Annotated in this window: 26 protein-coding genes and 1 tRNA gene; 13 read left to right on the top strand and 14 right to left on the bottom strand. The window is 50.5% G+C overall.

The window, feature by feature from the left end:
* Nucleotides 1–42: 42 nt before the first annotated feature.
* The gene (locus tag PsAD13_RS20665) at nt 43–732 is read right to left on the bottom strand and encodes a PAS domain-containing protein (protein WP_063319337.1); all 690 of its coding nucleotides are present in this window, start codon (nt 730–732) and stop codon (nt 43–45) included.
* Between the two features lie 466 nt (nt 733–1,198).
* Here PsAD13_RS20665 and PsAD13_RS20660 point away from each other — a divergent pair, with 466 nt between their 5' ends.
* Both PsAD13_RS20660 and PsAD13_RS20655 read left to right on the top strand, forming a co-directional pair.
* Nucleotides 1,199–1,969: a rhomboid family intramembrane serine protease gene (locus PsAD13_RS20660; RefSeq protein WP_063289532.1), complete on the top strand. Its 771-nt coding sequence runs from the start codon at nt 1,199–1,201 to the stop codon at nt 1,967–1,969.
* Nucleotides 1,970–2,133: 164 nt separating this feature from the next.
* Nucleotides 2,134–2,565: a CBS domain-containing protein gene (locus PsAD13_RS20655; RefSeq protein ID WP_057462523.1), complete on the top strand. Its 432-nt coding sequence runs from the start codon at nt 2,134–2,136 to the stop codon at nt 2,563–2,565.
* A gap of 86 nt (nt 2,566–2,651) precedes the next feature.
* Here the strand turns inward: PsAD13_RS20655 and PsAD13_RS20650 are convergent, their stop codons facing one another.
* The 3 genes from PsAD13_RS20650 to folE all read right to left on the bottom strand — a co-directional run bounded on the left by PsAD13_RS20650 (nt 2,652) and on the right by folE (nt 4,901).
* Nucleotides 2,652–3,665 carry a patatin-like phospholipase family protein gene (locus tag PsAD13_RS20650; RefSeq protein WP_057462522.1) on the bottom strand — a complete coding sequence of 338 codons (1,014 nt, stop codon included), beginning with the start codon at nt 3,663–3,665 and terminating at the stop codon, nt 2,652–2,654.
* A 98-nt stretch (nt 3,666–3,763) separates the two neighbouring features.
* The gene (gene hisI / locus PsAD13_RS20645; RefSeq protein WP_063300839.1) at nt 3,764–4,234 is read right to left on the bottom strand and encodes a phosphoribosyl-AMP cyclohydrolase; all 471 of its coding nucleotides are present in this window, start codon (nt 4,232–4,234) and stop codon (nt 3,764–3,766) included.
* 34 nt (nt 4,235–4,268) lie between these two features.
* Nucleotides 4,269–4,901: a GTP cyclohydrolase I FolE gene (folE, locus tag PsAD13_RS20640; RefSeq protein ID WP_057462520.1), complete on the bottom strand. Its 633-nt coding sequence runs from the start codon at nt 4,899–4,901 to the stop codon at nt 4,269–4,271.
* Between the two features lie 415 nt (nt 4,902–5,316).
* Between folE and PsAD13_RS20635 the strand changes: the two genes are divergently transcribed.
* Both PsAD13_RS20635 and yidD read left to right on the top strand, forming a co-directional pair.
* Nucleotides 5,317–5,751, top strand: a complete 435-nt coding sequence (locus tag PsAD13_RS20635; RefSeq protein ID WP_063319336.1) for an iron-sulfur cluster assembly scaffold protein — start codon at nt 5,317–5,319, stop codon at nt 5,749–5,751.
* A gap of 11 nt (nt 5,752–5,762) precedes the next feature.
* Nucleotides 5,763–6,116 carry a membrane protein insertion efficiency factor YidD gene (gene yidD / locus PsAD13_RS27435; protein WP_082827031.1) on the top strand — a complete coding sequence of 118 codons (354 nt, stop codon included), beginning with the start codon at nt 5,763–5,765 and terminating at the stop codon, nt 6,114–6,116.
* Between the two features lie 15 nt (nt 6,117–6,131).
* On the opposite strand, the gene PsAD13_RS20630 is transcribed toward yidD, so the two are convergent.
* Nucleotides 6,132–6,686 (bottom strand): hypothetical protein, encoded by a 555-nt coding sequence (locus tag PsAD13_RS20630; protein ID WP_063319335.1) that lies wholly within the window; start codon nt 6,684–6,686, stop codon nt 6,132–6,134.
* 48 nt (nt 6,687–6,734) lie between these two features.
* Nucleotides 6,735–7,034, bottom strand: a complete 300-nt coding sequence (locus PsAD13_RS20625) for a hypothetical protein (RefSeq protein ID WP_063307910.1) — start codon at nt 7,032–7,034, stop codon at nt 6,735–6,737.
* A gap of 350 nt (nt 7,035–7,384) precedes the next feature.
* Here PsAD13_RS20625 and PsAD13_RS20620 point away from each other — a divergent pair.
* A tRNA-Tyr gene (locus PsAD13_RS20620) sits at nt 7,385–7,469 on the top strand.
* A 39-nt stretch (nt 7,470–7,508) separates the two neighbouring features.
* Nucleotides 7,509–7,931, top strand: coding sequence for an ASCH domain-containing protein (locus PsAD13_RS20615; protein ID WP_063319334.1), 423 nt, complete (start codon nt 7,509–7,511; stop codon nt 7,929–7,931).
* On the opposite strand, the gene PsAD13_RS20610 is transcribed toward PsAD13_RS20615, so the two are convergent.
* Nucleotides 7,928–9,268, bottom strand: a complete 1,341-nt coding sequence (locus PsAD13_RS20610) for a glycosyltransferase family 1 protein (RefSeq protein ID WP_208986839.1) — start codon at nt 9,266–9,268, stop codon at nt 7,928–7,930. The genes PsAD13_RS20615 and PsAD13_RS20610 overlap by 4 nt on opposite strands.
* A gap of 299 nt (nt 9,269–9,567) precedes the next feature.
* Here PsAD13_RS20610 and thrS point away from each other — a divergent pair, with 299 nt between their 5' ends.
* Nucleotides 9,568–11,514 carry a threonine--tRNA ligase gene (gene thrS, locus PsAD13_RS20605; protein WP_063319332.1) on the top strand — a complete coding sequence of 649 codons (1,947 nt, stop codon included), beginning with the start codon at nt 9,568–9,570 and terminating at the stop codon, nt 11,512–11,514.
* 154 nt (nt 11,515–11,668) lie between these two features.
* Nucleotides 11,669–12,520 carry a 1-acyl-sn-glycerol-3-phosphate acyltransferase gene (locus tag PsAD13_RS20600; protein ID WP_063319331.1) on the top strand — a complete coding sequence of 284 codons (852 nt, stop codon included), beginning with the start codon at nt 11,669–11,671 and terminating at the stop codon, nt 12,518–12,520.
* An 82-nt stretch (nt 12,521–12,602) separates the two neighbouring features.
* On the opposite strand, the gene PsAD13_RS20595 is transcribed toward PsAD13_RS20600, so the two are convergent.
* The gene (locus PsAD13_RS20595) at nt 12,603–13,688 is read right to left on the bottom strand and encodes a hypothetical protein (protein WP_063319330.1); all 1,086 of its coding nucleotides are present in this window, start codon (nt 13,686–13,688) and stop codon (nt 12,603–12,605) included.
* 259 nt (nt 13,689–13,947) lie between these two features.
* On the opposite strand from PsAD13_RS20595, the gene PsAD13_RS20590 reads away from it, so the two are divergent.
* Both PsAD13_RS20590 and PsAD13_RS20585 read left to right on the top strand, forming a co-directional pair.
* Entirely contained in the window at nt 13,948–14,553 is a 606-nt protein-coding gene (locus PsAD13_RS20590) for a nitroreductase (protein ID WP_063319329.1), read from the top strand.
* A gap of 16 nt (nt 14,554–14,569) precedes the next feature.
* Nucleotides 14,570–15,181: a flavin reductase family protein gene (locus PsAD13_RS20585; protein ID WP_063319328.1), complete on the top strand. Its 612-nt coding sequence runs from the start codon at nt 14,570–14,572 to the stop codon at nt 15,179–15,181.
* Between the two features lie 26 nt (nt 15,182–15,207).
* On the opposite strand, the gene PsAD13_RS20580 is transcribed toward PsAD13_RS20585, so the two are convergent.
* Nucleotides 15,208–15,894, bottom strand: coding sequence for a hypothetical protein (locus PsAD13_RS20580; RefSeq protein ID WP_063319327.1), 687 nt, complete (start codon nt 15,892–15,894; stop codon nt 15,208–15,210).
* Between the two features lie 184 nt (nt 15,895–16,078).
* Here PsAD13_RS20580 and PsAD13_RS20575 point away from each other — a divergent pair, with 184 nt between their 5' ends.
* Nucleotides 16,079–17,041, top strand: a complete 963-nt coding sequence (locus PsAD13_RS20575; protein WP_063319326.1) for a transglycosylase SLT domain-containing protein — start codon at nt 16,079–16,081, stop codon at nt 17,039–17,041.
* A gap of 145 nt (nt 17,042–17,186) precedes the next feature.
* Nucleotides 17,187–18,326, top strand: a complete 1,140-nt coding sequence (locus tag PsAD13_RS20570) for a DUF2336 domain-containing protein (protein WP_063304074.1) — start codon at nt 17,187–17,189, stop codon at nt 18,324–18,326.
* A gap of 21 nt (nt 18,327–18,347) precedes the next feature.
* On the opposite strand, the gene PsAD13_RS20565 is transcribed toward PsAD13_RS20570, so the two are convergent.
* The 3 genes from PsAD13_RS20565 to PsAD13_RS20555 all read right to left on the bottom strand — a co-directional run bounded on the left by PsAD13_RS20565 (nt 18,348) and on the right by PsAD13_RS20555 (nt 21,385).
* Complete coding sequence (locus PsAD13_RS20565) at nt 18,348–18,863, bottom strand: Hpt domain-containing protein (RefSeq protein WP_057462504.1); 516 nt, start codon at nt 18,861–18,863, stop codon at nt 18,348–18,350.
* Between the two features lie 149 nt (nt 18,864–19,012).
* Nucleotides 19,013–19,789: an NAD kinase gene (locus tag PsAD13_RS20560; RefSeq protein WP_063289517.1), complete on the bottom strand. Its 777-nt coding sequence runs from the start codon at nt 19,787–19,789 to the stop codon at nt 19,013–19,015.
* A gap of 453 nt (nt 19,790–20,242) precedes the next feature.
* A complete protein-coding gene (locus PsAD13_RS20555; protein WP_063319325.1) occupies nt 20,243–21,385 on the bottom strand; it encodes an anhydro-N-acetylmuramic acid kinase in 1,143 nt (380 codons plus the stop codon).
* A 465-nt stretch (nt 21,386–21,850) separates the two neighbouring features.
* Between PsAD13_RS20555 and PsAD13_RS20550 the strand changes: the two genes are divergently transcribed.
* Nucleotides 21,851–22,528, top strand: a complete 678-nt coding sequence (locus PsAD13_RS20550) for an OmpW family protein (protein WP_057462502.1) — start codon at nt 21,851–21,853, stop codon at nt 22,526–22,528.
* Between the two features lie 79 nt (nt 22,529–22,607).
* On the opposite strand, the gene ugpC is transcribed toward PsAD13_RS20550, so the two are convergent.
* Entirely contained in the window at nt 22,608–23,696 is a 1,089-nt protein-coding gene (gene ugpC / locus PsAD13_RS20545; RefSeq protein WP_063319324.1) for a sn-glycerol-3-phosphate ABC transporter ATP-binding protein UgpC, read from the bottom strand.
* Between the two features lie 14 nt (nt 23,697–23,710).
* On the bottom strand, nt 23,711–24,997 hold the full coding sequence (locus tag PsAD13_RS20540; protein ID WP_063319323.1) for a trehalase family glycosidase: 1,287 nt from the start codon (nt 24,995–24,997) through the stop codon (nt 23,711–23,713).
* Between the last annotated feature and the right edge of the window lie 33 nt (nt 24,998–25,030).

The raw sequence follows: 25,030 nt of genomic DNA, 5'->3' as shown, positions 1-25,030 counted from the left end.
AACAAGGTTAACAGAATGGTAACTGTGGTGCGGAGTACAGGTTTATATTTTGCCCCCATCAACAACTCTAAGGTGTCCTACCTGTCGGCTGTTTGGAATTTCAACTGCCTTTGGTGCTGCTGATCGTTGCAAGTGACTTCCACGGCTAACTCTTGGTTCCATTGAGCTAACAGCGCGATGTGTTGGGGTCCCAAAATGTGGGACGCAGTCATTTTCGTCACTGAAGAGAGGTGCGTCTTCATCTGGCCAGATCAACCTCAGGCTGTTGACTTTTTGCTTGGAGATCGCCTGAACACCGAGCCAGAATGGACGCTTGAGCGGTGCCATGCAGCCAAGAATACGCGTACAACCTTCCCCCTGAACACGGATTGGCAGGAGCAGGAGTTCCAGATCTACTGACTGGCCCATTTCAGTTGTGCCGGTGAAGCTGATCACGGCTGCAGCGCCATCCTGTGTTATGGCAGAGAGCATGGCTGTGACGGCTTGCTGGTCTTTCTCATCCCAACCATCAAGGAAACTGCGGCCTTTCAGTTCACGACAGAACAGGGAACACAATCGTGTCCCTGCGAGACGGAACCTGAAATTGTTCTGCTGTGCCAGTTCCAGAATAAACGTATCGCCCAAAACACTTTTGATTGCGGAAGGTTGAATATCGCCACGTTCGGGAGCTGGTCGTTCAGCCCGAATTTCGTCCCAGTATTCGAAGAGTATCCGTGATGCACCGTGTTTCATATTCCCGCCTTCCCCAGTCCGCTTATTGGGTTTTCCCATTGGGGTCAGTGTCCTTTTTATGGACAACTTTAACTATCCGCTGGTCTATGGTGGGGAATAAGCATGGAGCGTGCCAAGTTGGAAATATCATAAAAATTTAATAAAATATTAACCTTAACAAAGAGTTTAAGTTGTGCTGTTGGGGGGCTTGTATAATCTTGGTTGCAGTTGCCTCACCTGAACCCTTGAGGCCCTAAGAATTGAGCTATTGTTGGCGGTAAACCTAGGTTTTCAGCATTTCGTGTGCTGATAAAAAGTCGGGAAATCAAACGCCTAACGGGGAGAAGCTCCGATAAACCGTCAGCGCTTGGGGGAGTGCTGGCGGTTTATTGTTTTCATTTGATCCTTACATTTTGCGGCAAGCCTTGCGAAGCATGCCAAGTTGTCTTAGTTCAAAATGGGACAATAATTTTGGATCTGTAATAAAATGAACCAATCCAATGAAGACCATATGGCACCTCACGGCCCCAACCTTCAGAGACCAGCACGGGAGCCGATGTTCAATCTGCCAACCGTGGTTGTTGGACTGTCTCTGATCTTTATTGGGATACATCTGGTTCGTGCCTATGTGTTGACGCCCAATGCAGATTTGCAGACGCTGCTTTTGTTTGCGTTCTGGCCCGTCCGATATCTTAGTGGTTTTATGGCTGAATATTCCTGGCCAGGAGAAACCGTGTCGGCGATCTGGAGTTTTCTGACCTACGGATTTTTGCATGGTAGCGTGCAGCATGTAGGTTTCAATGTGCTTTGGATGGCAGTGTTCGGGAGTGCTGTTGCACGACGTTTTGGAGCGACCCGGTTTCTGCTGCTGTCGGCTGTATGCGCTGTTGCTGGTGCGGGGGCTCACCTTGCTACAAACTGGGGGCAGAGTATCCCGGTGATTGGTGCATCGGCGGCAGTCTCAGGGCAGATGGCAGCTTCCTTACGCTTTATCTTTGAAGCTGGTGGTCCGATGAGCTCGTTTCGGCGCTATGATAATGCAGCCTATTCTATTCCTGCCCGACCTTTGATGGAGGCGTTGAGCGATCGCCGTGTACTTACCTTTATTCTGGTATGGTTTGGCTTGAACTTCTTATTTGGCATGTGGTCCGCGCCAATTGCGGGTGAGGGTGTTAGTATTGCCTGGCAAGCTCACGTAGGTGGATTTATCGCTGGCTTGATCCTATTCCCATTATTGGATCCGATTAAACCGCGTTGAAGTGGAGCGTTTAATAGTTAGCTAACTACATATGTTAACAGCACCTAAGTTGGTGGCTAGGCAAGCATTGTTTTTTTGTGTCATGATGCCGTAGGGTTAGATTTGTTCTCTTCCTCTTTTTTCTCTGAGAAAGAAGGATGACATAAACAAACGAGGAGGTCGCCATGACAGTTGCTGCCATATTGAACGGCAAAGGGCGGGACGTTTTTACGGAACCGAGCACACGTAGTTTAAGCGAGATATGCGCAAGCCTTGGAGGCCGCCGCATAGGTGCTATTGTGTTGTGTGATCAGCCGGGTGTGATTGTTGGGATCGTGTCGGAGCGTGATGTGGTTAAGGCAATTTCCATGGAAGGAACTGATGCACTTGCACAACCCGTCAGTGACTACATGACTAAAGAAGTTGCCGTCTGTAACGAAACCGATTCCGTGAACGGTGTTATGGCGCGTATGACTGATGGGCGGTTCCGTCATATGCCAGTTGTGGAAGACGGAAAGCTCATCGGGTTAGTCTCGATCGGTGATATCGTGAAGTTCCGCATTGCTCAAGTTGAGCGTGAAGCAGAGGATCTGCGGAGTTACATTCAGGCCGTATGATTTGTGCCTAAACTGCTGTGCTTCTAAGGCACAGCAGTTCCATCCAGTCTATTTATTATCAATACACTGTTGGTCAATGCACTTCATCAAGGCTGCATCTCTGCCAGTTGATGGAGTTCTGGAAGCGCACGGCATGTGGTTTCATATCCAACGCGAATTGCTTCTTCACCACGATGGAAGTCGAACAGACCCAGATGTGAGAGGCGCAGTGTCAGAATGTTGTCTGGTGGGTCTCCTGCAAGTCGCGAGCGTCCGATCCTGTCCTGAATGATATTGTAGCTGTCCATCATTACGCCGGAGATGCCCGGCAACCCTTTTGGCTTCCCACCGAATATCTGACGTCGTAAGACGCGCTTGATTGCGCCGCCCGGATCTTTTTGCAGCTTGCTATCGATCTCCGGGATCATGTCTTTCGGGATTGGGGGCAGTTCATGGACAACTGTAGAGCCTCGGCCGAATGTGTCGGAGTTGAGGTTGACTGCGATCACAGCTCGTGCGCCCATCGCACGGCAGACGGAAACCGGGATTGGATTGACCAACGCACCGTCCACCAGCCAGCGACCACCATATGCGACCGGCTCGAACACGCCGGGGAGGGAGGTGGAACACCGCATCGCCTGCGTGAGTGGACCCTTCTTCAACCAGATTTCGTGTCCTGTCCCAAGCTCTGTTGCAACGGCTGCAAACGGTCGATCAAGATCCTCGATCATGATCCCGCCGAAGTGGTCTTCGAACAATGAAAGGACTTTTTTGCCTGAGATGAGGCCGGAACCGCCGAAGGAGAGGTCGACCATGCTGAAGACCCGACGGCGAGAAAGCGACACAACCCACTCTTCGAGTTGGTCAAGCTTGCCGCAGAGATAACAACCACCGACAACAGCGCCAATAGACGTGCCTGCTATAAAGTCTGGCTGAATGCCTGCTTCTGAAAGGGCTTTAAGTACGCCAATATGCGCCCAACCACGAGCCGCACCACCGCCCAGAGCCAATCCGATACCTGGTGTGATCTCTGGCTCAGGTGTGGTGGGTGGTGTCTCAGGCTCTTCTTCTACAGGCTGTTTGCTGTTTGGCCACAGAGGTAGATTTTGCAGCACTGCTATCTCCCCGACTGTCTTTCAACGGTTGAATAATCAAAATTACCTTGGGGTAACTATGCTATTTAAACCTATAAAAAGACTGAATCGGGGCACAGCGAAACCTACTGTTTTTTCCCGTAAACTTCTTGGGGGTCATATACCGGAGCGACTTCCGTCTTCTCCAGCCAAACGTCGCCTGTGTCGTTGCTGTCCACTTTTCGGAAGAAGCAGGAGCGGTAACCGACGTGACAGGTTGCGCCGTTGCCGTGCACTTTGACGCGCAGCCATATGGCGTCCTGATCGCAATCGGTCCGGATTTCAATGACTTCCTGCACCTGGCCGGAAGTGCCGCCCTTTTTCCAGTATTCCTGTCTGGAGCGGCTCCAGTACCAAGCTTCGCCGGTTTCAATTGTACGACGCAGGCTCTCGGTGTTCATATAGCCCACCATGAGTAGCTCACCGGTCTCGAAATCCGTAACTGCAGCTGCGATCAGACCGTTATCGTCAAATTTTGGGCAGAGTTCATCACCCAGCTCAATTGCTTTTTTGTCAGCACGCGGCGCGAAGCCGTCGGCTTTAATATTCGTCGACATGAAATGCTCGAATTTTGTGATGAATGGTCCGAGCTTACGAACGGACCATTGTCATAAAGCGTACCTGTTCAGATGCGTTGTCTTCAAAAACACCAGAGAACCGGTTGGTGAGTGTTGATACACCCTGCTTTTGAATGCCACGCATGGACATGCACTGGTGTTCTGCCTCAATCATGACGGCGACGCCACGTGGAGCCAGATACTCTTCCAATGCCGTTGCGATCTGAACGGTCAGATGTTCCTGTGTCTGAAGGCGACGTGCGTAAATTTCTACAACACGTGCGATCTTGGACAGGCCGACCACAGCATGATCTGGATAATAAGCGATATGTGCTTTTCCGGTAAACGGCAGCACATGATGCTCACAGAAAGAAGTGAAAGAGATATCCTTCAGCAGTACAATATCATTGTAGCCGCCGACTTCTTCGAAGGTTCGTTCCAAGTGCTCGCGAGGATCTTCTTTGTATCCAGAGAAGAGATCTTCGTAGGCTTTTACCACGCGTTTTGGTGTATCCAGCAGTCCTTCACGTTCGGTGTCATCACCGATCCATTGAAGAAGTACGCGTGCAGCAGCCTCAGCTTCAGCCCGGCTAGGGCGGTTGGGGAGCTTGTTGTCTTCTGTAGCCGTGGGATCGGTCTCTGTAACCGGTCTCAAAACAGCGTCCATATTATGTCTCCAACAATACGCAGTCGATGAGTGTAATTTAAGACATACTTCTCTTAAAAAAACACTGAACCCGCCATAGGTTCCTGCGCAACAACTATTTTTGTCGGCCTGTTTTCAGTCAGGCTCTTCCCATTGTCATACGCAAATCTATAGCTTACCTAAGGAGATGCGAGTATGGCGCAGGGTATAAACTACGACAACCCGTTTAGACAGCCAATAAATTGGCACCTATGGTTTCTTCTAGGTAATGTGTGCTAGATTGCGATATTCCGCTTTTGACCTCTAGCAAGGTCTCGGCAGCACCACCTATATAAGATAGATGTCTTGGTTAGGAAAGGGTCTTCCCTTACTACTGAGTGATCCAAGGTCGCTTTAAGTTATAAAGCGAGTGTCAGAATAGTAGCCAGAGTTTTGCATGTTGGACGACATTTACAATACTAAGATCCTTGAGTTTGCAGGGAATATCCCTTTACTGGGACATCTCGATGCCCCGCAAGCTCAGGCAAAAGCACACTCGCGGCTTTGTGGTTCGACGGTGAGCGTTGAGGTTTGTGTAGCCGATGGTCTAATAACCTCATTTGCGCAGGACGTGAAAGCGTGCGCGCTTGGGCAAGCCTCAGCCTCTATTTTAGGCCAACATGTTATTGGGGCCTCATCCTCTGAAATTCGGGAGGCTTATGCGCAGCTCCATGCGATGTTGAAGGAAAATGGACCACCGCCGAATGGTCGTTTCGCTGATCTGTCCTTCCTTGAGCCGGTGCGCGATTATAAAGCGCGTCATGCGTCCACCATGCTTGCGTTTGAAGCTTTGGTGAAAGCGCTTGATGATGTTGAAGCTACTGTTGCTTAAGGCCAACTGAAATGTGTAAGCCCGAACCGCTCCCCAAAGTGAGGCCTGCCAGCCTGATGGCGCGGGTTGGGATCGGGCTTATTTGGATTTACCAACACAGTTTGTCGTTGATACTCGGGCGTGCGTGCCGTTATCAGCCTTCCTGCTCACATTATACAGCTGAGGCGATGGTGCGTTTCGGCTTTTGGCGTGGCGGTTGGATTGGGTTATCACGGATCATCCGTTGTAATCCATATGGAGCGAGCGGGTATGATCCTGTGCCTGCAAGTTTGCCCGAGCATTCCAGATGGTATCTGCCCTGGCGCTATGGGCACTGGACTGGACACCATATTGACCCCAAGACGCGCTTTGATCTGCCGGACTAGAAACCGGTCCTGTTGCTAAGGACAGGTGAACTCGTTTTTCTCTTCTTCAGTGAGGACTGGTAAAACCGCGAACTCTCCTTCAATGGAGAGGTTTTCATAGGGCTGTGAGTTGATAACAACACCGTATGCTTTTCCGCTGGCAGCATCTAATGTCCAAACCCATCCGAGATTGGATTCCTGCGGATTATCCTTCCATGAGATTTGAGTAATTTCCGGTGTGATCTGCTGCACAGTGTAGGTTGCAGATCCTTTGCTCTTGCCAAGTTTGGAGGTGGTGTTCCAGGCGAGTGCCTCACTGTTGCAAATGAAGGTCGTGAATTTCTCCTCGATCGCCTCTGCGCCTTCTTTTGTAATAGTCCAGGCGAAATTCAATGATTTCCCTAACCATTGCTCGGCGGCTTTTGCAGAGGAGGTGCCACTTCCAGTTTCTGCGAGTGTATAGATGTCGCTTTGGAGGCTTTTGCTGGTTGGGACGGGCAGGCCATCTCCCGTAACCTGTGCAACTGCTAGCAGACCAGATGAATGAATGAACAAGACTGCGCTTGCGCTCAGGATTGCTAAGGGTTTCATTGGGCTATCCTGTTTTCATTCTTGCCGCTGTTTGATTGAGTTCAAAGGCTACTGAAAGAACTGCGACCAAAAACTTCCTTTGTCATTCTCGCTATTCTCATTGTCAGTAGCGGTTGGATCAGTCGTCGGTTCGGATGGTGCCGGCATGTCGTGCGGATTGCTCATTTGGTATTCCGGCATGCCACTCATCATGGATGGGTCTTCTTCTGGATTATCTGGTGCTGGTTCGACAGTTCCAGAGGTTCCAAGAGAGGGTTCAATAGATATCTGAGCGTGAGCAGGACGCGCTCCAGACGTGAGCGTAAACCCCATGACGACGAGATATGTGAAAAGCCAGTGCCTGCTCATTTGAATACCTTTGGATGATCAGTGTGGTGTGCACTCCAATACAGAAACTCATAATTTCGTTTGAAGATAATGGCTTAATGTAGAGTTGCGTCCAGCAACTTGCAGTGGTTCCGGGTTCTTGGCTTAATGAAAAGCTATCTACCGGTGTTGAAATTCATGAAATTTTTGTGCGCGAAATACGTGGTTTTGCCTAGGTGAGGGCTGCCTAGAGGCGTGTTGTTCACAGATTGAGGGCCAAAAACGTTTTTTCCTATGTTTTCCCAACCCAAATTTCAAAGGAGCGTTGACAAGAGGGGCTCAAATGAAGATAACCCGTCCTCACACGGCGCGGCCAACTTGGCCAATGCGACGGAGGAGTGCCCGAGTGGCTAAAGGGGGCGGACTGTAAATCCGCTGGCTATGCCTACGTTGGTTCGAATCCAACCTCCTCCACCATTTTTCTTTCATAAAATCAGTTTGTTACGGTAGAGATGCATGTCTATTGAAGGTTTTGAAGACCTCCCAAGTTATGCTTTTGGCGACAGCCCTGACCTTGCTGACAGCTTGCTTGAGCTTGTTCTGAATGGAACAAAGACGGCTACCTGTGGCGATCTGCTTTCCTATGAGAAAGAAGGGGATCCGCTTCCTCAGCCGGGTGATCAGTTCGTTATTCTTGATGGTAAGGGGCAAGCCGCTTGCGTCATTGAGATGGTTACGGTTGATGTGCGCCAGTTCGACGAGATTGATGAAATTTGGGCTGTGCTGGAAGGTGAAGGCGATCTTAGCCTTGAATTCTGGCAGGACGCGCATCGTGAATATTTTGAGCGGAACGGTGTCTTTGCTCAAGATATGAAGTTGGTTTGTGAGTATTTCCAGCTGGTAAAGATCTTCGAACGCGATCAAGCTAAGCCGAATTAAGTCTCTTCCAGTTTTTGTGAGATGCTCTCTGAGCCGGATGATCGCTTGTCCGGTGATGTGCTGTGGCTTTGAATAGCCTGCCAGATATCCTCTTTAACATTCTGCCATTGCCGGAGCTCAGCCCTTAAGGGTAGTTCTGCGCGTAAGGCGTCCTTGGTTTTTAATGTTGATTGGATCAGGGCAGCCAGTTCCTCAGCGTTGTGCGGGTCGAAATATCGGCAATGATCACCGCCAACTTCTGGAATAGAGGTCGCATTTGAGGCAAGCACAGGTGTCCCCATCCAAAGAGCTTCGCCGACGGGCAGGCCATATCCTTCAAACAAGCTCGGATACACCAGCGCAATTGCTTCTTTGTAAAGGGCGGTGAGCTCGGCTTGCGAGGGCGATTGGACAATCGTCACGTACTTGCCAATAGCCGTATATTGCTGATCTTTGTTGAGGCTTGCGAAGGCGCCATTTGGAATTGCGCCTGCGCATATGAGCTGTGGCAGCGGGGTATCTTCGTTGTGCTCTAGAATGTGCAAGTAAGCGTCAAAAACCAGCTTCGCATTTTTTCGGTATCTAATGTCACCTAACAGCAAAAAGAACCCATTCTCCGGGCGTTGTCTGAGGGGGTAGATCGGATCTGTTTCCTGAAATTCATGAGCCAAATGTATAACGCTTGTGCTCTGAGGGGATGGGAGTTTCTGCTCTGCTAGGAATTTCAGCAGATCGCTTCTCGTATACTCAGAGTTTGCCAAAACGTGCGGTCTTGTGGTGACAGTTCGCCTTAAATGTTCCAGCCAAAGTTTTGCGCCGAGGTCTTCTTCAGGGTCGTTGAGACGCAAAGGAGAGATGTCATGGATCATGACGTAAACTGGTACATATGGCGCGCGGCTCTTCACATACTCAGTTAGACGCCGGGCTTCTTCCAGATTTCCCAATGAAAGAAAGGGAGCGTCAATGTCGGAGAGTGGATCTCCAAGCGCTTCTCCATCATAAGCTCCGATGGTTTCATCCGCGTGTGAGCGTAATGTATGCCGCAACCTGTGAAATAGTCCTTTGATCTTGCGGTTCCTGTATTTTTCAAGATGGAATGTTTTTACAGGAGCGCCCAGCAAGTCGGGCAGATATGCAGGGTTAAGGTCATCATCCTTAAATAGAGGATCGGCTTGCACACTCACATATTCGTTTGTTCGGGCGTCATGGCAGATGAAGGTGACTTCAAGGTCATCCTTATAAAAGCGTCTGGCTGTTTCATAGAGTGTTCTGGTGACGCCATTCGCCTGTAATGAGGTAGAGCGGTTCTGCCTCAAGGTGGTCAAATCAAAGTAGAGCTTTGGCTTTGGCGTCGTCATGCTCAGCTCCTGGTTGCTGGTAGAGTGTGCGTCATGCATTCCTTGTAATGGAGTTTGCGAATCCTGTTGTTGCAAACAGTATGCGGAGTGGGGAGGGGGAAGGCTAGCTAAACCCTTGCTAACCAGTGGTAATTCAAGGTGTGTAACCTGTCGATTAGGTGATCTCTCCCGAGGAAAACAGAGTTGGGCGTGCTTAAAATCATCTGGACGCGTCTTCAAGAATTGTTTATTCAGGCAATCCATGATTAACACCAAACCGCTTACCTGCCTTGTTTGCAGGAGTGAGCTGGAGACTTGATATGCTGCAATTGACTTTCCCTGACAATTCCGTTCGCGAATATGACGCTGGTTCCACCGGAGCTGACGTTGCGGGGAGCATTTCTAAATCTCTCTTGAAGAAAGCTGTTGCCGTCGTGATTGACGGTGAGCTGCGCGATCTTTCTGATCCTATTCCAGCAAGTGCTGCGATTGAATTTGTTACTCGCGATGACCCTCGTGCGCTGGAATTGATCCGCCACGATGCGGCGCACGTGATGGCAGAAGCTGTGCAGGAGCTGTGGCCTGATACACAGGTTACAATCGGCCCTGTTATCGAGAACGGTTTTTATTACGACTTTAAGCGTGAAACGCCGTTCACGCCTGAAGATCTGCCAAAAATCGAAAAGAAGATGCAGCAGATCATTCAGCGCAACGCGAAGTTCACCAAGGAAATCTGGAGCCGCGACGAAGCGAAGGAATACTTTGCTTCCAAGGGCGAAGATTACAAGGTTGAGCTTGTTGATGCGATTCCTGAAGATCAAACCGTTAAGATCTATAAGCAGGGTGATTGGCTGGATCTCTGCCGTGGTCCACATATGGCATCCACTGGCCAGGTCGGTCAGGCATTCAAGTTGATGACCGTTGCTGGTGCTTACTGGCGCGGCGATTCCAACAATGAAATGCTGACCCGCATCTATGGTACTGCATGGTCTAATGAGAAAGATCTGAAAGCTTACCTCCATATGCTTGAGGAAGCTGAGAAGCGTGACCACCGTAAGCTTGGCCGCGAAATGGATCTCTACCACTTCCAGGAGGAAGGTCCGGGTGTTGTCTTCTGGCATCACAAGGGCTGGCAGCTGTTCCAGAACCTGACCAACTACATGCGTCGCCGTCTTGCTGATGATTATCAGGAAGTGAACGCACCACAGATTCTGGATAAGTCGCTTTGGGAAACTTCCGGTCACTGGGAATGGTACCGCGAGAACATGTTTGCGACTGAGACCGAAGACCACCGCGTCTTTGCGATCAAGCCGATGAACTGTCCTGGTCACGTCCAGATCTTCAAGCACGGCCTGAAGTCCTATCGTGATCTGCCTCTGCGTATGGCTGAGTTCGGTGCTGTTTCCCGCTATGAGCCATCCGGTGCGTTGCATGGCCTGATGCGCGTTCGCGCGTTTACGCAGGATGATGCGCATGTGTTCTGTACTGAAGAGCAGATGGCTGCGGAATGCCACAAGATCAACGACCTGATTATGTCCGTCTACAAGGACTTCGGGTTTGAAGAGATTGTTGTGAAGCTCTCAACCCGTCCTGAAAAGCGTGTTGGTTCTGATGAAGTCTGGGATCACGCTGAAGCAGTGATGGGAGAAGTGCTGAAGGAGATCGAAGCGAACTCTGGCGGCAAGATCAAGACAGGTATTCTTGAAGGCGAAGGTGCGTTCTACGGTCCTAAGTTTGAGTACACTCTGCGCGATGCGATTGGTCGTGAATGGCAGTGCGGTACCACTCAGGTAGACTTTACCTTGCCAGAGCGCTTTGGTGCGTTCTATGTTGACAGCGATGGTGAGAAGAAGCAACCGGTGATGATCCACCGCGCGATCTGTGGTTCTCTGGAACGCTTCCTCGGCATCCTCATCGAGAACTTTGCTGGTCATTTCCCGTTGTGGCTGACACCTCAGCACTTCGTTGTGGCAGCAATCACCTCTGATGCAGATGATTATGCGAAAGAAGTGCATGCAGCGCTGAAAAAAGCTGGTTTGCGCGGTGAGCTGGATCTTCGTAACGAGAAGATCAACTACAAGGTTCGCGAGCATTCTCATGCCAAGATCCCTGTGATTATTGCGGTTGGTAAGCGTGAAGCAGAAGAGAAGACAGTGAGTATCCGTCGTCTTGGTTCGCGCAACCAAACATCAATGACATTGGATGAAGCGGTGGCAAGCCTTACTGATGAAGCAACAGCACCAGATCTGAAAGAGCAGGCTTCCTGATCTTTATAGACTGAGTGAAATTTTGAAGGCTGGCCGCAGGTTTCTGTTGCCAGCCTTTTTCTTTTTGGCCTCACTGTCGCCTAAACTTCACGTAAGTTTGCGAAAGCTTACAAAACCGGCTCAGATGAAATGAGTTATGTGAAGTGAGGATGTCGTGAACCACGCGGATTTAAGCTATGCCAATAGTACTCATCCCTTATTGAAGCGATGGCTTATTCGCAGCATTGAAGGGCTCTCTGGCAAGCGAGCGCTGTTGGGCCTTTATGAGGAGTGGCGTGCTGGTTTTTCAGTCTCTGATCGGGCGCTCTGGCGTGATCTGCTGGATCAGATTGACCTACGTGTGGAATGTACCGGAAACGACTGGCCGCCCGCTGATCTGGATGGGAAGCCGCTGGTGCTGATTGCGAACCATCCCTATGGCATTGCAGATGGAATCGCGATTCTTTCGCTTGCTGAACAGCTCAATCGTCCTTACCGCGTGCTGATCAATAATGAGCTGTTGAAGGTGCCTGAAATCAGGCCTTTCGCTTTGCCAGTAGACTTTGAAGAAACCGAAGAGGCTTTGCGCACCAATCTGAAAACCCGGCAGGAAGCGCTGAGATTGCTGCGGGAAGGGGTGACGATCGTGATCTTTCCCGGTGGTGGTGTCGCGACAGCTTCTAAGCCATTTGGCAGAGCTGAAGAGCTGCCTTGGAAGACGTTCAGTGCCAAGCTCATTCGAAGTGCGCGAGCAACGGTGTTGCCAGTTTATTTTGAGGGGCAGAACTCGGCGTTGTTCCATATGGTCAGTCGCTTTTCCCTGAGTTTACGACTGTCGCTTCTGATAGGCGAGTTCAAGAGCATTTTGGGACAAACCATTCTTGCGCGGATTGGCTCTCCTATTTCCTACGAGGTTTTAGAGGGATGCGAAAGCCAGAGAGAAATGATGGATGAGCTTCAGGCAACTGTTATGAACTTGCGGGATGGCGTTGAGGCGCCAAAGGGGGAAACCTTTTTTCTCCCGTAGGGCCTCCTCCTTAGAGCCGGCGTGAGCCAATAAAAAAGGCGCCGAGTGAGGCGCCTTGGTCATTCTTGATGTCGTGCTAGCCTTATAGAGGGTTTTCTGCAAGCACTTCCACTTCCACGTTGTTTACGCTTGGATTGACCGTGAACTCTTCGCGATACATCTCACCGTTGTTGCGCGCCATAACCGTATAGGTTCCGGCTGCTAGGGTGAGATCAAGGAACGCACCATTGCCGCTTGCAACTGTGTCGCCGCCTGGAGAGAGGATCGTCCAAGACGTGTTGGCCAAAGATGTCTTGTTTTTAGCGCTTACCAGCTTCAGCGTGATGTTGCCTGCCTGATGGTAAAGGGTTGCTTCGGTCAGCTTGCCTGCCTGAACGTGAATATCTGCGCGTACGACAGCGTTGACATCGCCGTAGCGGCTTTCAACATGGTAGGTGCCTGCGCTCACTGGAACCAGCTCGCCCGGCTTGATGCCAGATGCAATGAGACCGCGGTTACCTGTGGTGTCGTAAGTCATATCGTAGATGTTAAAGCGCACATCTTTGCGTGGCATCTGCTGATCGTTGCCCAGAGCAGCGTCCAGACGAATACCACCTGCGTTCAGGATGATTGTTCCTGTCTTCACACCGCTTTTAAGTTCATAGCGCGTGGTTGCAGTGACTTTGCCAAAAGAGGTGTGAACGAGGTACGTGCCCGGATCTAGACGAAATTCTGCGTCCTGATCTTGAGAGGACGCGACCATGGTCAAAGACCCATCATCATTTTCTTTTGAAGAGTAGACGCGCCATTTTAGGCCACGTGTGAGGTTCGGTGTTCCCTCAGCCAGCTTTGCTACCAGATAAAGGACAGGCTGTGCGCCGACAGGTGCCTGCTCTGCGCCTACAGATGGGGGAGCGTACGGCAAGAAGCTCGTACCCATTGTTGGTGCAAGGGATTGTCCCTGATAACCGCTGAGCGGATCATAGCTGATAGGAGGTGCGATGGTCTTGTCTGGCTTTGCGCCCAAGTCCAGCACTTCTTTAGAGAATGGCAAAGCAGGTTTGGAAACAGGAATAGGACCGGCAGCCTGAGCGGCGTTTCCAAGCAAGGCCATTCCAGCACAAAATGCTGTGGCGGTTGCTGCGCGTTGTAGCGCTTTGCTGAACGTCGATATCCGCTCTAACTTCACGTGTGCTCTCGCTACTACTTCAGAAAGTGTTACCCGTGTGCGACAGTAAATACAAAACCGACACCCGATCGAGTGAAATCAGATTACAGTGACAAACTGTGATTTGGAAGTGTTTTATAAATTTTTACTAAGTGGGTTGGGGATTGGTAGTCAATGTGGCAAGAATGGGGCAAGACCATCCTTTAATTGACACAGTTGATATTCTGTATAGGACTATTGCGTAGCTTTAATCGTTGAAATCCTGAAAAGAATCGAGACCGTGGAAACTAAAGACCTTCCAGAACTGAAGAGTTTTCTCAAAACTCGTCGCTCCCATCTCGCTGCAACGCTCGTGCATCCTGGTCCCAATCAAGCACAAATTTCTGAGCTTCTTGAAATGGCTTGCCGTGTTCCAGATCACGGAAAAATTTCTCCTTGGCGGTTTATTATCTATGACAATTCACAGGCTGACCCTATCGGTCTAAAGCTTGCTGAAATTGCAGAAAAGCGTCAGGGCTCCCTTGGCGAGAACACCAAGGCAATGGAGCTGGAGCGTTTCAAGCGTGCGCCGTTGGTTATTGGCGTTCTGTCTTCTCCAAACCGGGAACATAAAGTTCCGGTCTGGGAACAGGAGCTTGCTGTTGGGGCGGTTTGTGTTTCGCTCCTTAATGCCTGCTTTTCAATGGGTTTTGTAGGCCAGTGGCTCTCTGAGTGGTATGCTTTTGATGATGAGGCAGTTGCCTATCTTGGTGCTCGTGATGGGGAGCGGTTTGCAGGCTTCATTCATATCGGAAGCGCTAGCATTGTTCCGAGTGAGCGTCCTCGGCCTGATGTTGCCCGATTGACTGAATATTTTGAAAGTTCTCTTTCCGGTGTTGATGCGTAGGAGTTGAGGCAAGTATATGTTTTATGAAGCGAATAAGCCGCATGGATTGCCCCACAATCCATTCAAGGCTGTTGTTGCACCTCGTCCGATTGGTTGGGTTTCTACCGTCTCTAAAGACGGTGTGCGCAACTTGGCTCCTTACAGTTTTTTCAATGCAGTGTGTGATACACCGCCGATGGTTGTGATTGGTTCCAGCGGTTACAAAGACTCTGTTCGCAACATTGAAGAAACAGGCGAGTTTGTCTGCAACCAGGCCACATTGGATCTTGCAGATGCGATGAATCTGTCCTCTGCAATGGTTGGTACTGATGTTGATGAGTTCGAGCTTTCCGGATTAACGGCAGAGCCATCCAAATTGATCAAGGCTCCACGCGTTTTAGAGGCAAAAACTGCGTTGGAATGTAAGCTGGTTAATGTGCAGCGTCTGATCGATATTGACGGAAATGAGACCAACAGCTGGCTTATACTGGGTCAGGTTGTTGGTGTGCATATCGACGAGAGTGTGCTTGATAACGGCTTGCTCAATGTGGCGAAAATGAAGCCTTTGGCCCGGTTGGGTTACATGGATTACTCGGTGGTTGATTCTGTATTTCAGATGGACCGGCCAGTTCTTCCAGAAAAAGCATGATGGCGGGCGCTCAGGCGCCCCTTTTCTTATCTCGAAAAGACCTGTTGTATCTGATGCGCGTCTTCAGGCGTGTTTGCGTTCATGCCGGTAAAGCCGAGTGCTACTGATTTTTTCAGATCTTCAGGTGCTGCCGGTGGTGCTGTATCCAGAGCAATCAGGTGAGCCGATTTTGCAGCAAACAGGCATTGTGTTTGTGCATATTGAAATGGCGGCAACAAATCTCCGTTTTGATCTCTGGACTGTTTTGCATCCAGTGCTTCTTTCAACGCCTCTTCATTCCATGCCAGTGCGGTGAGGCGCGGGCTGGTGTTGGAGAGGTTCATGAGGTTGTGAAAGGCTGCAGGATATTTGCCGAGTTCAGGAATGATCTTCACTGTGCTGTCTTGCAATGCGTGTTCGGCTTCAAAGACAGAAAGTATCGCGTGCAAACGTTCAATATCAGCGCGCGATTTGATGAAGGTTGGAACGACGCCTCTTGGCTTCACATGAGCACAGGGCTTGAGCGTTGAGAGGATCGTGCTCTCTGATGGTTCGTTTAGTGTGAGATAAAGATCGTGGTGTTTGCCCAGCTCTGCCAGAGTGTTTGGCGAGCCATAAGGCTCGAACTTGCTGACGGGCTTTTCTGGCAGAATGGCGAGTGATACATTCCTCAGAGCTTTCAGCTTTTCTGTCTTATCGAATGTTGAGGCCATCACGCTCAGCAGGCAGTTCATTGCTTTTCTCCGAATCCAATCAGAAATTGAATTGTAATGCATAATTCGTAGAGAACAGGATAGGCGAAAAATCTGTTTCAACTCAAATAACTCAGTGATTTCAGTAGGGCAAAATTAAAATTTAACTATTTGTTAACTAATATTAAGAGATATTAACTAATGGTATTATAGGGGGCAGATTCTCGTGAAGGTTGCAGGCGATCCTTCCATTACAGGGCGTATTGAATCGGCTTTTCAAAAGGCCAGTTCCAAAACAGGTACGTCTTTTGACTTTCTGCTGCAAGCGGCTGCCCGTGAATCTTCCTTTGACCCGAACGCCAAAGCTAAAACCTCCTCTGCCTCGGGGCTTTTTCAATTCATCGGGTCCACCTGGCTTGAGACGCTCAAGAAAAATGGCGAGGAATTGGGCTTGCAAGACTATGCGCAGCACATTCGTGTTGATGCAAATGGTAAGTACCGCGTCGACAACAAGCACCTGAAGCAACAGCTTCTGGATCTGCGTTATGACCCTGATATCTCTTCGCTTGTTGCCGGTGCTTTGGCAAAAGACAACGCCTCTGGACTTTCTTCAAATCTGGGGCGGGACCCGTCCGCTGGTGAGCTGTATCTTGCGCATTTTCTTGGGGTGAACGGTAGTCTACGGCTTTTGAATGCTGCTCAGGACCGACCTGAGCACCCGGCTGCGGACCTGTTTCCGCTGCAAGCGCGGTCCAATAAGGCTGTATTTTACAACAAGGATGGGCAGGCACGGACTGTCAGCGATGTGCATGACCGTTTGGTTGGGCGCTTTAATGATACGATTGCTGGTTCAGGTCGTCCGGCAGTTGGTGTGCGTAAGGGGCCTATCACTAAGCCGATTGACAGCCACCGCGTTGAAAGCCGTATCCTGACAGCATGGCGTGCGACGACGGTTGATAAAGATGAGGCTCCTTTTCAGTCCCTGTTTCGAACTGACGAAGCGGCAGCATTAACTGCGTCCAAAGCTGTGAGTGAGACGAAGCGATCCGGTGTTGAGGTTCAGGAATCAATCAGCCAACAGTTTGTTGCACCAAAACCAGTTGCGCGACCATCTGGTGCGCCTTTGGACCTGACCAAATTTCTTGCGCCGTCCCAAACAAGTGGAAAGTCCTTAAGTAAGAAGGTCTAGAACCTGTGACTTACAGGCGTTTCTTGCTGCTCTAATCTTTCAAAAAACAAGTTTTACGAGAAACTGCGGGTGCGGTGAACGAAGCCTTAAGAATTATGATTAATTATTTCTACCCATAGTTGGTGGATACAGGTTTCTGAGTGCCATGATTATCAAGAGTTTTCTGAATTGGGTGCAGTATGCGCCAAGTGGAAGTCGCGTACAGGCGGCTGGTGCTTTGGTGCGTGCTTTCTTGTACTCTGAACTTGAAAGCTCTGAGTACAGCGAAGCAGAGGCAGCATTGACCTTCCTGCTTGATGATCGTGATGTCGCGGTTCGGACCGCTCTTGCAGAAGCCTTTGGCGCTGCAAAGATTGTTCCTTCTCACATCATTTCTGCTTTGCTCGTGGACGAAGATGAAGTTGCGCTGCCTTTGCTTTCTGGTGCAACGACTATTCCAGAAGGTGAGCTGGTGGATCTTGTTGCGACAGGCTCCACTCAGCGTTGTGTTGCAGTTGCCAGCCGACCTGAAATTACGGTGGGCTTGTCTGCTGCTATCTGCGAAGTTGCTTGTGAAGAGGCCTGTGTTGCTTTGCTTGCAAATGAGAAAGCAGAGATCACACCCAACAGTATGGAACGTGTGGTTGCACGGTTTGGCGAAAGCCGGGACGTGAAAGATGCTCTGATGTCTCGTGATGATGTTCCCTTGCAAATCCGACATATGATGCTGCGGCGTTACACTGAAGGTCTTGGTGATCATCCGCAGGTGCTTGGTGCAAGGAATATGCGTGCTCCCGAGCAGCTGGTTGCTGATGCGCAGGATCGTTCCACGATTTCACTGGCCTGGAGTGCCTCTGACAAAGAGCTGCACGGGCTTGTTGAACATCTGGTTGTTTCCGCTCAGATGACAAGCGTTCTTTTGCTTCGTTCAGCAGTAACCGGTTGCTTTAACTTGCTTACAAGCTCGTTGGCTCGTTTGTCTGATTATGAGGAGGATCAGGTGTTTGACGCATTGGCGACGCCATTTGGTGCTTCGCTGCGACGCGTCTTATCAGCCGCTGGCTTACCTGATCGCACGCATGCACTTTTCCAGGAGTGTATTGCCAGCTGGCAACGGGTCGAAAACATGCAGATCGACCATTGGTCCAAGTCACGCATTGTAGCGGGTGATCTGATTGCGCTGGAAGATGAGCTGGGTATTGAGGATCTGGGAGATCTGCAAGACTTGTTGCATCGCCTCTCAAATGAGGCTGCGCGCGAAAGTGCACGTACTCGTGTAGCTGAAATGCTGAGCGACGTTGCTTAAGGTATTCAGATTATTGCTTGATTAGCTGTCGACGAGCTCCGTGAGCGGTGCGCTTGCTTCTTCCAGCCTTGTCACAAGCGCGACACCAAGCCGATTGGTTTCGTCGCGGGCATCTTCAGAAATCATTGCATTGATTGCGCTTACGTGTTGAGCGATGAGCTCTTTCGGGAAGCTCTCTTGTGTCTTGGCGGCGACCAGCAAGAGTGTCAGATTGTTTGCAACGCGGCCAACCAGTGGGAAGCCCAGAGTCTCCGCCTGGCCTTTGATATCGTGGGCGCAGCGGAACAGTGCGTCGTAGGTTTCCTCTGTAAAATCAGCATTCTGAGCTGCCTGATTGGTCTCTTTCAGGCAATCGACTTCCGATCCCATCCAGCTCTCAAACTTGTCAGAGAGTTTCTCGATGGCTTCTTCAGCAGCTTTGACCGGATCGAACTTGGCAGCTTCAATGGTCGACATCTTCCGGACTTTTTTGGAAAGGTCGTTTGGAACGCGGATGTGTTCCTGAGAAGATTTATCTGAACCAGTTAAAGAAGCCATTGTCCTGCGTAATTCCTGAGCCTGCATTGCTGTAGGTGTGATTATATTTCGAATTCGAAATAATATCTAACTATTTTACGAGCAATTCCAACCCGAAGTTGTTTCTTCTAGCATATTTGGTTGTGATCACAGCATCAACTGGTTGTGTCTTAGTACTTAAACATCTCAGAGAGGATACGTTCGTCCCAGCTGTGTTCATTATCGAACATGATGCAGCTTTGAGCTGTCGCGTCCTGATAGATGGTCGTGCTGATAACATTTCGGAACTCACGGTGATCAGCGGCTGCGTTGACCGGGCGCTTGTCTGCTTCAAGTACTTCAATCTTAACGGTGTTCTGTGTCGAGAGCAGAGCTCCGCGCCAGCGTCTTGGACGGAAGGCACTGATGGGTGTAAGTGCCATCAGGGGAGAGTCAATCGGCAGGATCGGGCCATGGGCTGACAGGTTATAAGCTGTGCTGCCCTGGGGAGTAGAGATAATGATACCATCGCAGGCCAGCTCTTCCATGCGGACGCGGCCATCAACGGAGATGCGCAGTTTCGCAGCCTGATGGGATTTGCGGAGGAAAGAGACTTCATTGATTGCACGAGCGGTGAACTCGTTTCCGTCTTTGTCGACAGCTTCAATGTTGAGTGGATGGAGAGGTGTTATCTCTGCTTTTTCAAGGCGTTCGATCAGGCCTTCAGTCTTGTACTCATTCATGAGAAAGCCGACTGAACCGCGATTCATGCCGTAGATCGGCATGCCTTTGTTCATAAACTTATGTAGATAAGAGAGCATAACTCCGTCGCCGCCAAGCGCGACAATGACGTCCGCATCGTCTTGCGAGGCAGATCCATACATCTTTTCAAGAGCTTGGCGTGCAGCAAGTGCTTCTGGCGTATCGCTGGAAACAAAGGCAATGCGGTTGATAGTTCTTCTCTTCAAAGACGGCTCCTCCCTTAAAAAGGAGGTAGCATGACTTTGGGAAAATTCAAACTGCCTTTATGTCGCTTCTCGTGGGATTGCCAATGGATTAGCACATGCCTTGCCAGTTTTTACTGTAAAAAATACATAGACCCTATAAGTATTGTGTTGTGTATTTGTGCAATACTACTTGTTTGTGTTCGAATAAACATCAAGGTACTGAATTGCAACAGTTGTTGTTTTGGTTGTTTGGAGGGGTTTTTGTTAAAATAACTTTCGAGTATGTTGATTGTGTTGCAGATAGTTGAAATTCTTTCAAGATATCAAATATCTACAATGTTGCGACCAGAATATACTGCCTACCTTTTCTTATAGATATTTGAAGTTGAGACCTTTTGAGCTTTAAACAAGAGGTCGGTGGGAGCTCTTGCGCGGCGGCAAGGGCTCCCACCTTTTTACTTCTGGTACGGCTGTTTAGCTGGTGTGTTGGTGTGGAAGCGCCTTTGTACCACCTGACATGGCCATTGGAACGCCTGTGGTTCCCGGAAAACTGATCGGCAAATTGCGATCGCATCTGGCCGCGAGGAAGGCGAAGCATTCGGCCTCCACTGCATCGCCACGCCAGCCAAGCTCTTCTGCCTGAATGATTTTTACGTTTGCCCGTGCTTCGATCTCTTTCAGAAGCTGCGGGTTTTTACGACCTCCACCGCATGCTACCAGGCGGGCTGGACGTTTTGGTAGCATGTCCAACCCCTTGCCGACTGCGCTTGCCGAAAATGCGGTGAGTGTTGCTGCGCCGTTTTGCAGAGAAAGGCCGGTTGCCATGTCTTTTGTGAAGCTGTTGCGGTCGAGGGATTTGGGGAAGGCTTCGGTGAGATAGGGGTGTTCGAGAAGCTTTTTGAGGTGGTCTTCGTCCACTTGTCCGCTGGCAGCGATGAGGCCGTCGCGGTCCATGTCGCCGCGATTATGGGAGCTGATCCAGTCGTTTATAGGCGCGTTGGCCGGGCCTGTGTCGAAGGCAATCAGGGTGTTATGCCCGTCCCACCACGAGATGTTGGCGACGCCGCCGAGATTCAGAATTGTTGTGTCCGTTGGATTGTCGGACAGACCGGCGCTTCTTAAGAGGGCCTGATGGTAGATGGCTGCGAGGGGCGCGCCTTGTCCACCTGCTTCGATATCTTGCGTTCTGAAGTCGTAAAGCACTGGAATATCGAGGATATCAGCGATGATCTGGCCGTCACCGAGCTGGCGGGTTGCGCCTTTTTGGCTGCCTTTGGGTGCGCGGTGCAGGACGGTTTGGCCGTGAAAACCGATTAACGCAATATTTTGCGTTGAAATGGAGTTTTTTGAAAGGAAATGTGAAATTGCGTGGGCTTGTCCCTCGCTGAGTGCTTTCTCCGCTCGTGAGAAAATTTCAGGTTCCTTGGATGCGAAATTCCAGTCCTGAGCGGTGGCCATGGCTTCGGCGATCAGCTGATTGGTTTCAGGGGGATAACTTGCCAGTGTGTAAGGGCCGAACTCTTCGATGGTTTGTCCATCGGTTTTCAGCATGGCGATGTCGACGTTGCCGTCCATTACCGTTCCGGTCATCAGACCGATGCACCACTGCGCAGCCATTTATTCCCCCACTCACAAAACCCGGTAGACTTAAAACTGAAGAGACTTCGGTCAGAGCCAGATGTTGCAAGGAAGGTGTGTGCCTTACGGATCTGCCTGCACGAAGTCTCCACTTCATAGCGGGTTCTGGGCGCAGTGACAAACGTTGGAGTGATGGAAGCCTGTGTGTTTTCAGCTGGTGATTGTGGTGGTAGGAGGCATTGTTGTACGGGTTATATATCAATTATTATGATGAAATAAAGTGATGAGAGTTTCCTTAGGCTTGTTGTGATCTGGCGGTTGTGCTAGTTTTCTTGCAGGAAATGTCTATTTGAAATCAACATTTCACATTTCTTATCCGGCAAAATTACTATTATAAATAGTACTTATATTATCAATGCTGGTTTGATGCACCTCAATGCTCACGTGCTCCACTCTCAATAATTGGAATAAGTGTAAAATTTACTTATACAACTGGAGGTGGAGATGAGTTTGAAAAGGGTGATGGGCCTTATGGTCACTGCTGCGATGGTGGTGCCTGCTGGTCAGGTTCTGGCGGCAGATATGCCTGTGCCACAGGAAGATATCATTGCTGCGGCTGCATCTGAAAAGAGCCCTTGGCAGATCCGTGTGCGCGCTCTGGGTGTGATTACTGAAGATAGCGGGCACGTTAATGGTGTTTCCGGCTCAGATCTGTCCTATTCCAACACAGTGGTGCCCGAGCTGGATATCACCTATTACTTCACTGAAAATATTGCTGCTGAGCTTATTTTGGGAACGACGTGGGCAAACGTAGATGGTGATGGTGCTCTTGCTGGTACCGATGTGGGAGACACATGGATCCTGCCGCCAACTTTGACTTTGCAGTATCACTTCACCAACTTTGGCGCTTTCAAGCCTTATATCGGTGCGGGCGTGAACTACACGATTTTCTATAATCAAGATGCCAACGATGTTGATGATCTTGATATTGAAAACACATTTGGTGCAGCGCTTCAGGTTGGTTTCGATTACATGATTGATGACAACTGGGGTGTAAACCTCGACGTCAAGAAGCTGTTCCTTGAGCCAGACTTTGACGTGAAAGTTGGCAGTAACAAGCTGAAGGGCACAGCTGAGCTGAATCCCTGGCTGGTTGGTGCTGGTATCACCTATCGTTTCTAAGCGGGTTTTAGTGGCTTAAAAAGTTAGGCTTGGATGTGTGAGCACCCAAGCCTTTTGTTTATCGAGACTGCTTGTTGTTTCAGGCTGGTTCTATTGCCTTCTCGCTGTTCACCCGTACGGCTTTGCCATCAGCCCCGAAGAAGTGGGTGAGGGCGGGGTCGAAAGACAGGCCGACGGTGTCGCCTGCGCTGTAGTGCTCCAGGCCGGATAGTCTGACCAAAATGGTGCCAAGCCCTTTGGCTGCAACATAGATGAAGAGGTCTGCGCCGAGGTACTCGACGTGTTCCACCGTACCCGTCACAGCGGCTTCTGCTGGTGGAACAACGCTGATGTGTTCTGGGCGGATGCCCAGTTTCACAGGTGTAGCTTCGTTATCTCTGAAAGGGGATGGCTGCTCGGAGAAGCCAGCTAGCGTGAAGGTATCGCTGCTGAACTCAACGGGTATGATGTTCATCTTTGGTGAGCCGATGAACTGAGCCACAAACAGGTTGTCCGGGCGCTCATAGAGTTCTCGCGGAGAGCCGACCTGTTCGATACGACCAGACTGCAGAACCACGATCTTGTCTGCCAGTGTCATGGCTTCCACCTGATCATGGGTCACATAGATCATGGTGGCATCCAGATTGCGGTGTAGTTTTGCAATCTCGAAACGCATTTCAACACGCAGGGCTGCATCGAGGTTGGAGAGCGGCTCGTCAAACAGGAAGGCAGCTGGATCACGGACGATGGACCGGCCAATGGCAACGCGCTGGCGTTGACCACCAGAGAGCGCCTTAGGGCGGCGATCCAGATATTCTTCCAGCTGAAGAACTTCGGCTGCCTTGTTAACTTTGGCCTCGATCTCAGCTTTTGGAGCGCCTGCAGTTTTCAGAGCAAAGCCCATGTTTTCGCGCACGCTCATATGTGGGTAGAGCGCATAACTCTGAAACACCATAGAGAGTCCACGCCCGGCCGGTGGCAGAGCGGTGACGTCCTTGCCATCAATGTGTACGGTGCCACGGCTGGCTTCTTCCAGACCGGAGATCACCCGCAGAAGTGTGGACTTGCCGCAGCCAGAGGGGCCAACAAAGATGACGAACTCCCCGTGATCGATCTCAAGATCAATCCCTTTGATGACCTGAAGATCCCCAAACCATTTTTCGACACCCTCAAGGCGAATAGCTCCCATTCTTCCGTTCCTCCTCAGGCTGCTTTAGCGGTCAGGCTTGGTGTGGCCCATGTGAGCCAGATGGCGGATGTCCATGAGAAGGAGTTGCCGCCAGCACCTTCGCCAGTGATTGGATCAAAGTATTCCGCAAAATCACTCTTTTCGATCAGCGAAACAGTGTCTGTGCGCAGGCGCTCAGCGCGTGCTGTGTCGCCCATATCAGCAAAGCCAGTTGCGATGAGGTAGTTGATGATGCCCCAGACCGGACCACGCCAGTAGCGCATGCTTTCAAACAGCGGATGATCCGGATCGTAGCTTGGCATGGTGTAGTTGACCTTTGCCGCGATACGGTCGAAATGCTTACGTGTTGGGTTGATGTACTTCTCTTCGCGAATGCCTGCATATGGTGCGAGGAAGGAGGCGCTGGAGATGCCGTCTCCCAGAACGTCATTGCGCAGATCGTAAGTGCAGAAGGCTTGTTTTTCTTCATTCCAGAGCTTGGCCACGCCTTTTTCCGTCAGCGCAATCCAGCCCTTCAGTTCTTCGGCTGCGTCTGTTTCTCCCAGCGCTTCGGCCATGGCCAGCAGGTCACGGTCTGCGCGCAGCAGGATGAAGGTGTTGCCTGGGTCAGCCACAAAGAATGGACACTGATCTGCAACGATCTTTGGGTCCCAGTTGTTGTCGCGGCCAAACTTCACGATTGCAAGATAGCGGTCGTAGTCGATCTTCTTCGGGCGCATCTCAGGGTTTACGTGAGATGTGTCTTTACGGGTGTACTCGCCGATCTCGGAGATATCGACGTGGCTTGCCGCGTTGTCCCAGTCTGGCAGGTTGTCGCGGCCAGATTCCCATGGGTGCATGATTGCGATGACGCCGTGACCTTCCGGATCGCGATAGGTGTGATACCAGCGATGCCATGCCAGTAATTTCGGGAAGAGGGTTTTGATTTTCTCGATGCCGGCTTCTGAGGTGTCCTGCTCAAACAAACGACGAACAACGGTTGCTGCCACTGGTGGCTGAGAGTGACCGGAGGTTGGGATTTTCGGGTTTGTGGTGCCCCAGACGGATGGGCCCGGGAAGTAGCTCGGGTCATCCTTACGGAAAATGATGTGCGGAACCATGCCGTCATCCCACTGGCCTTCAAAGAGCAGTTCAATCTCTTCCCATGCGCGGTCCATGTTGAACGTGGCAAAGCCGAGGGCGACGAAGGCGCTGTCCCAGTTCCACTGGTATGGGTAGAGGCCTTTGGTCGGGATGGTATAGCCGCCCAGATCATTTTCCTTGAGGATGGAAATGGCCTGATTGTCGAGTTGTGCGGACATAGTAGATACTCCGATGTTTTTTCTTTTTGACAG

Source organism: Pseudovibrio sp. Ad13 (assembly GCF_001623225.1).
Lineage (GTDB): Bacteria > Pseudomonadota > Alphaproteobacteria > Rhizobiales > Stappiaceae > Pseudovibrio.
Note: the sequence above shows the minus strand (reverse complement) of the source record. Positions and strands in the feature narration are given on the sequence as shown.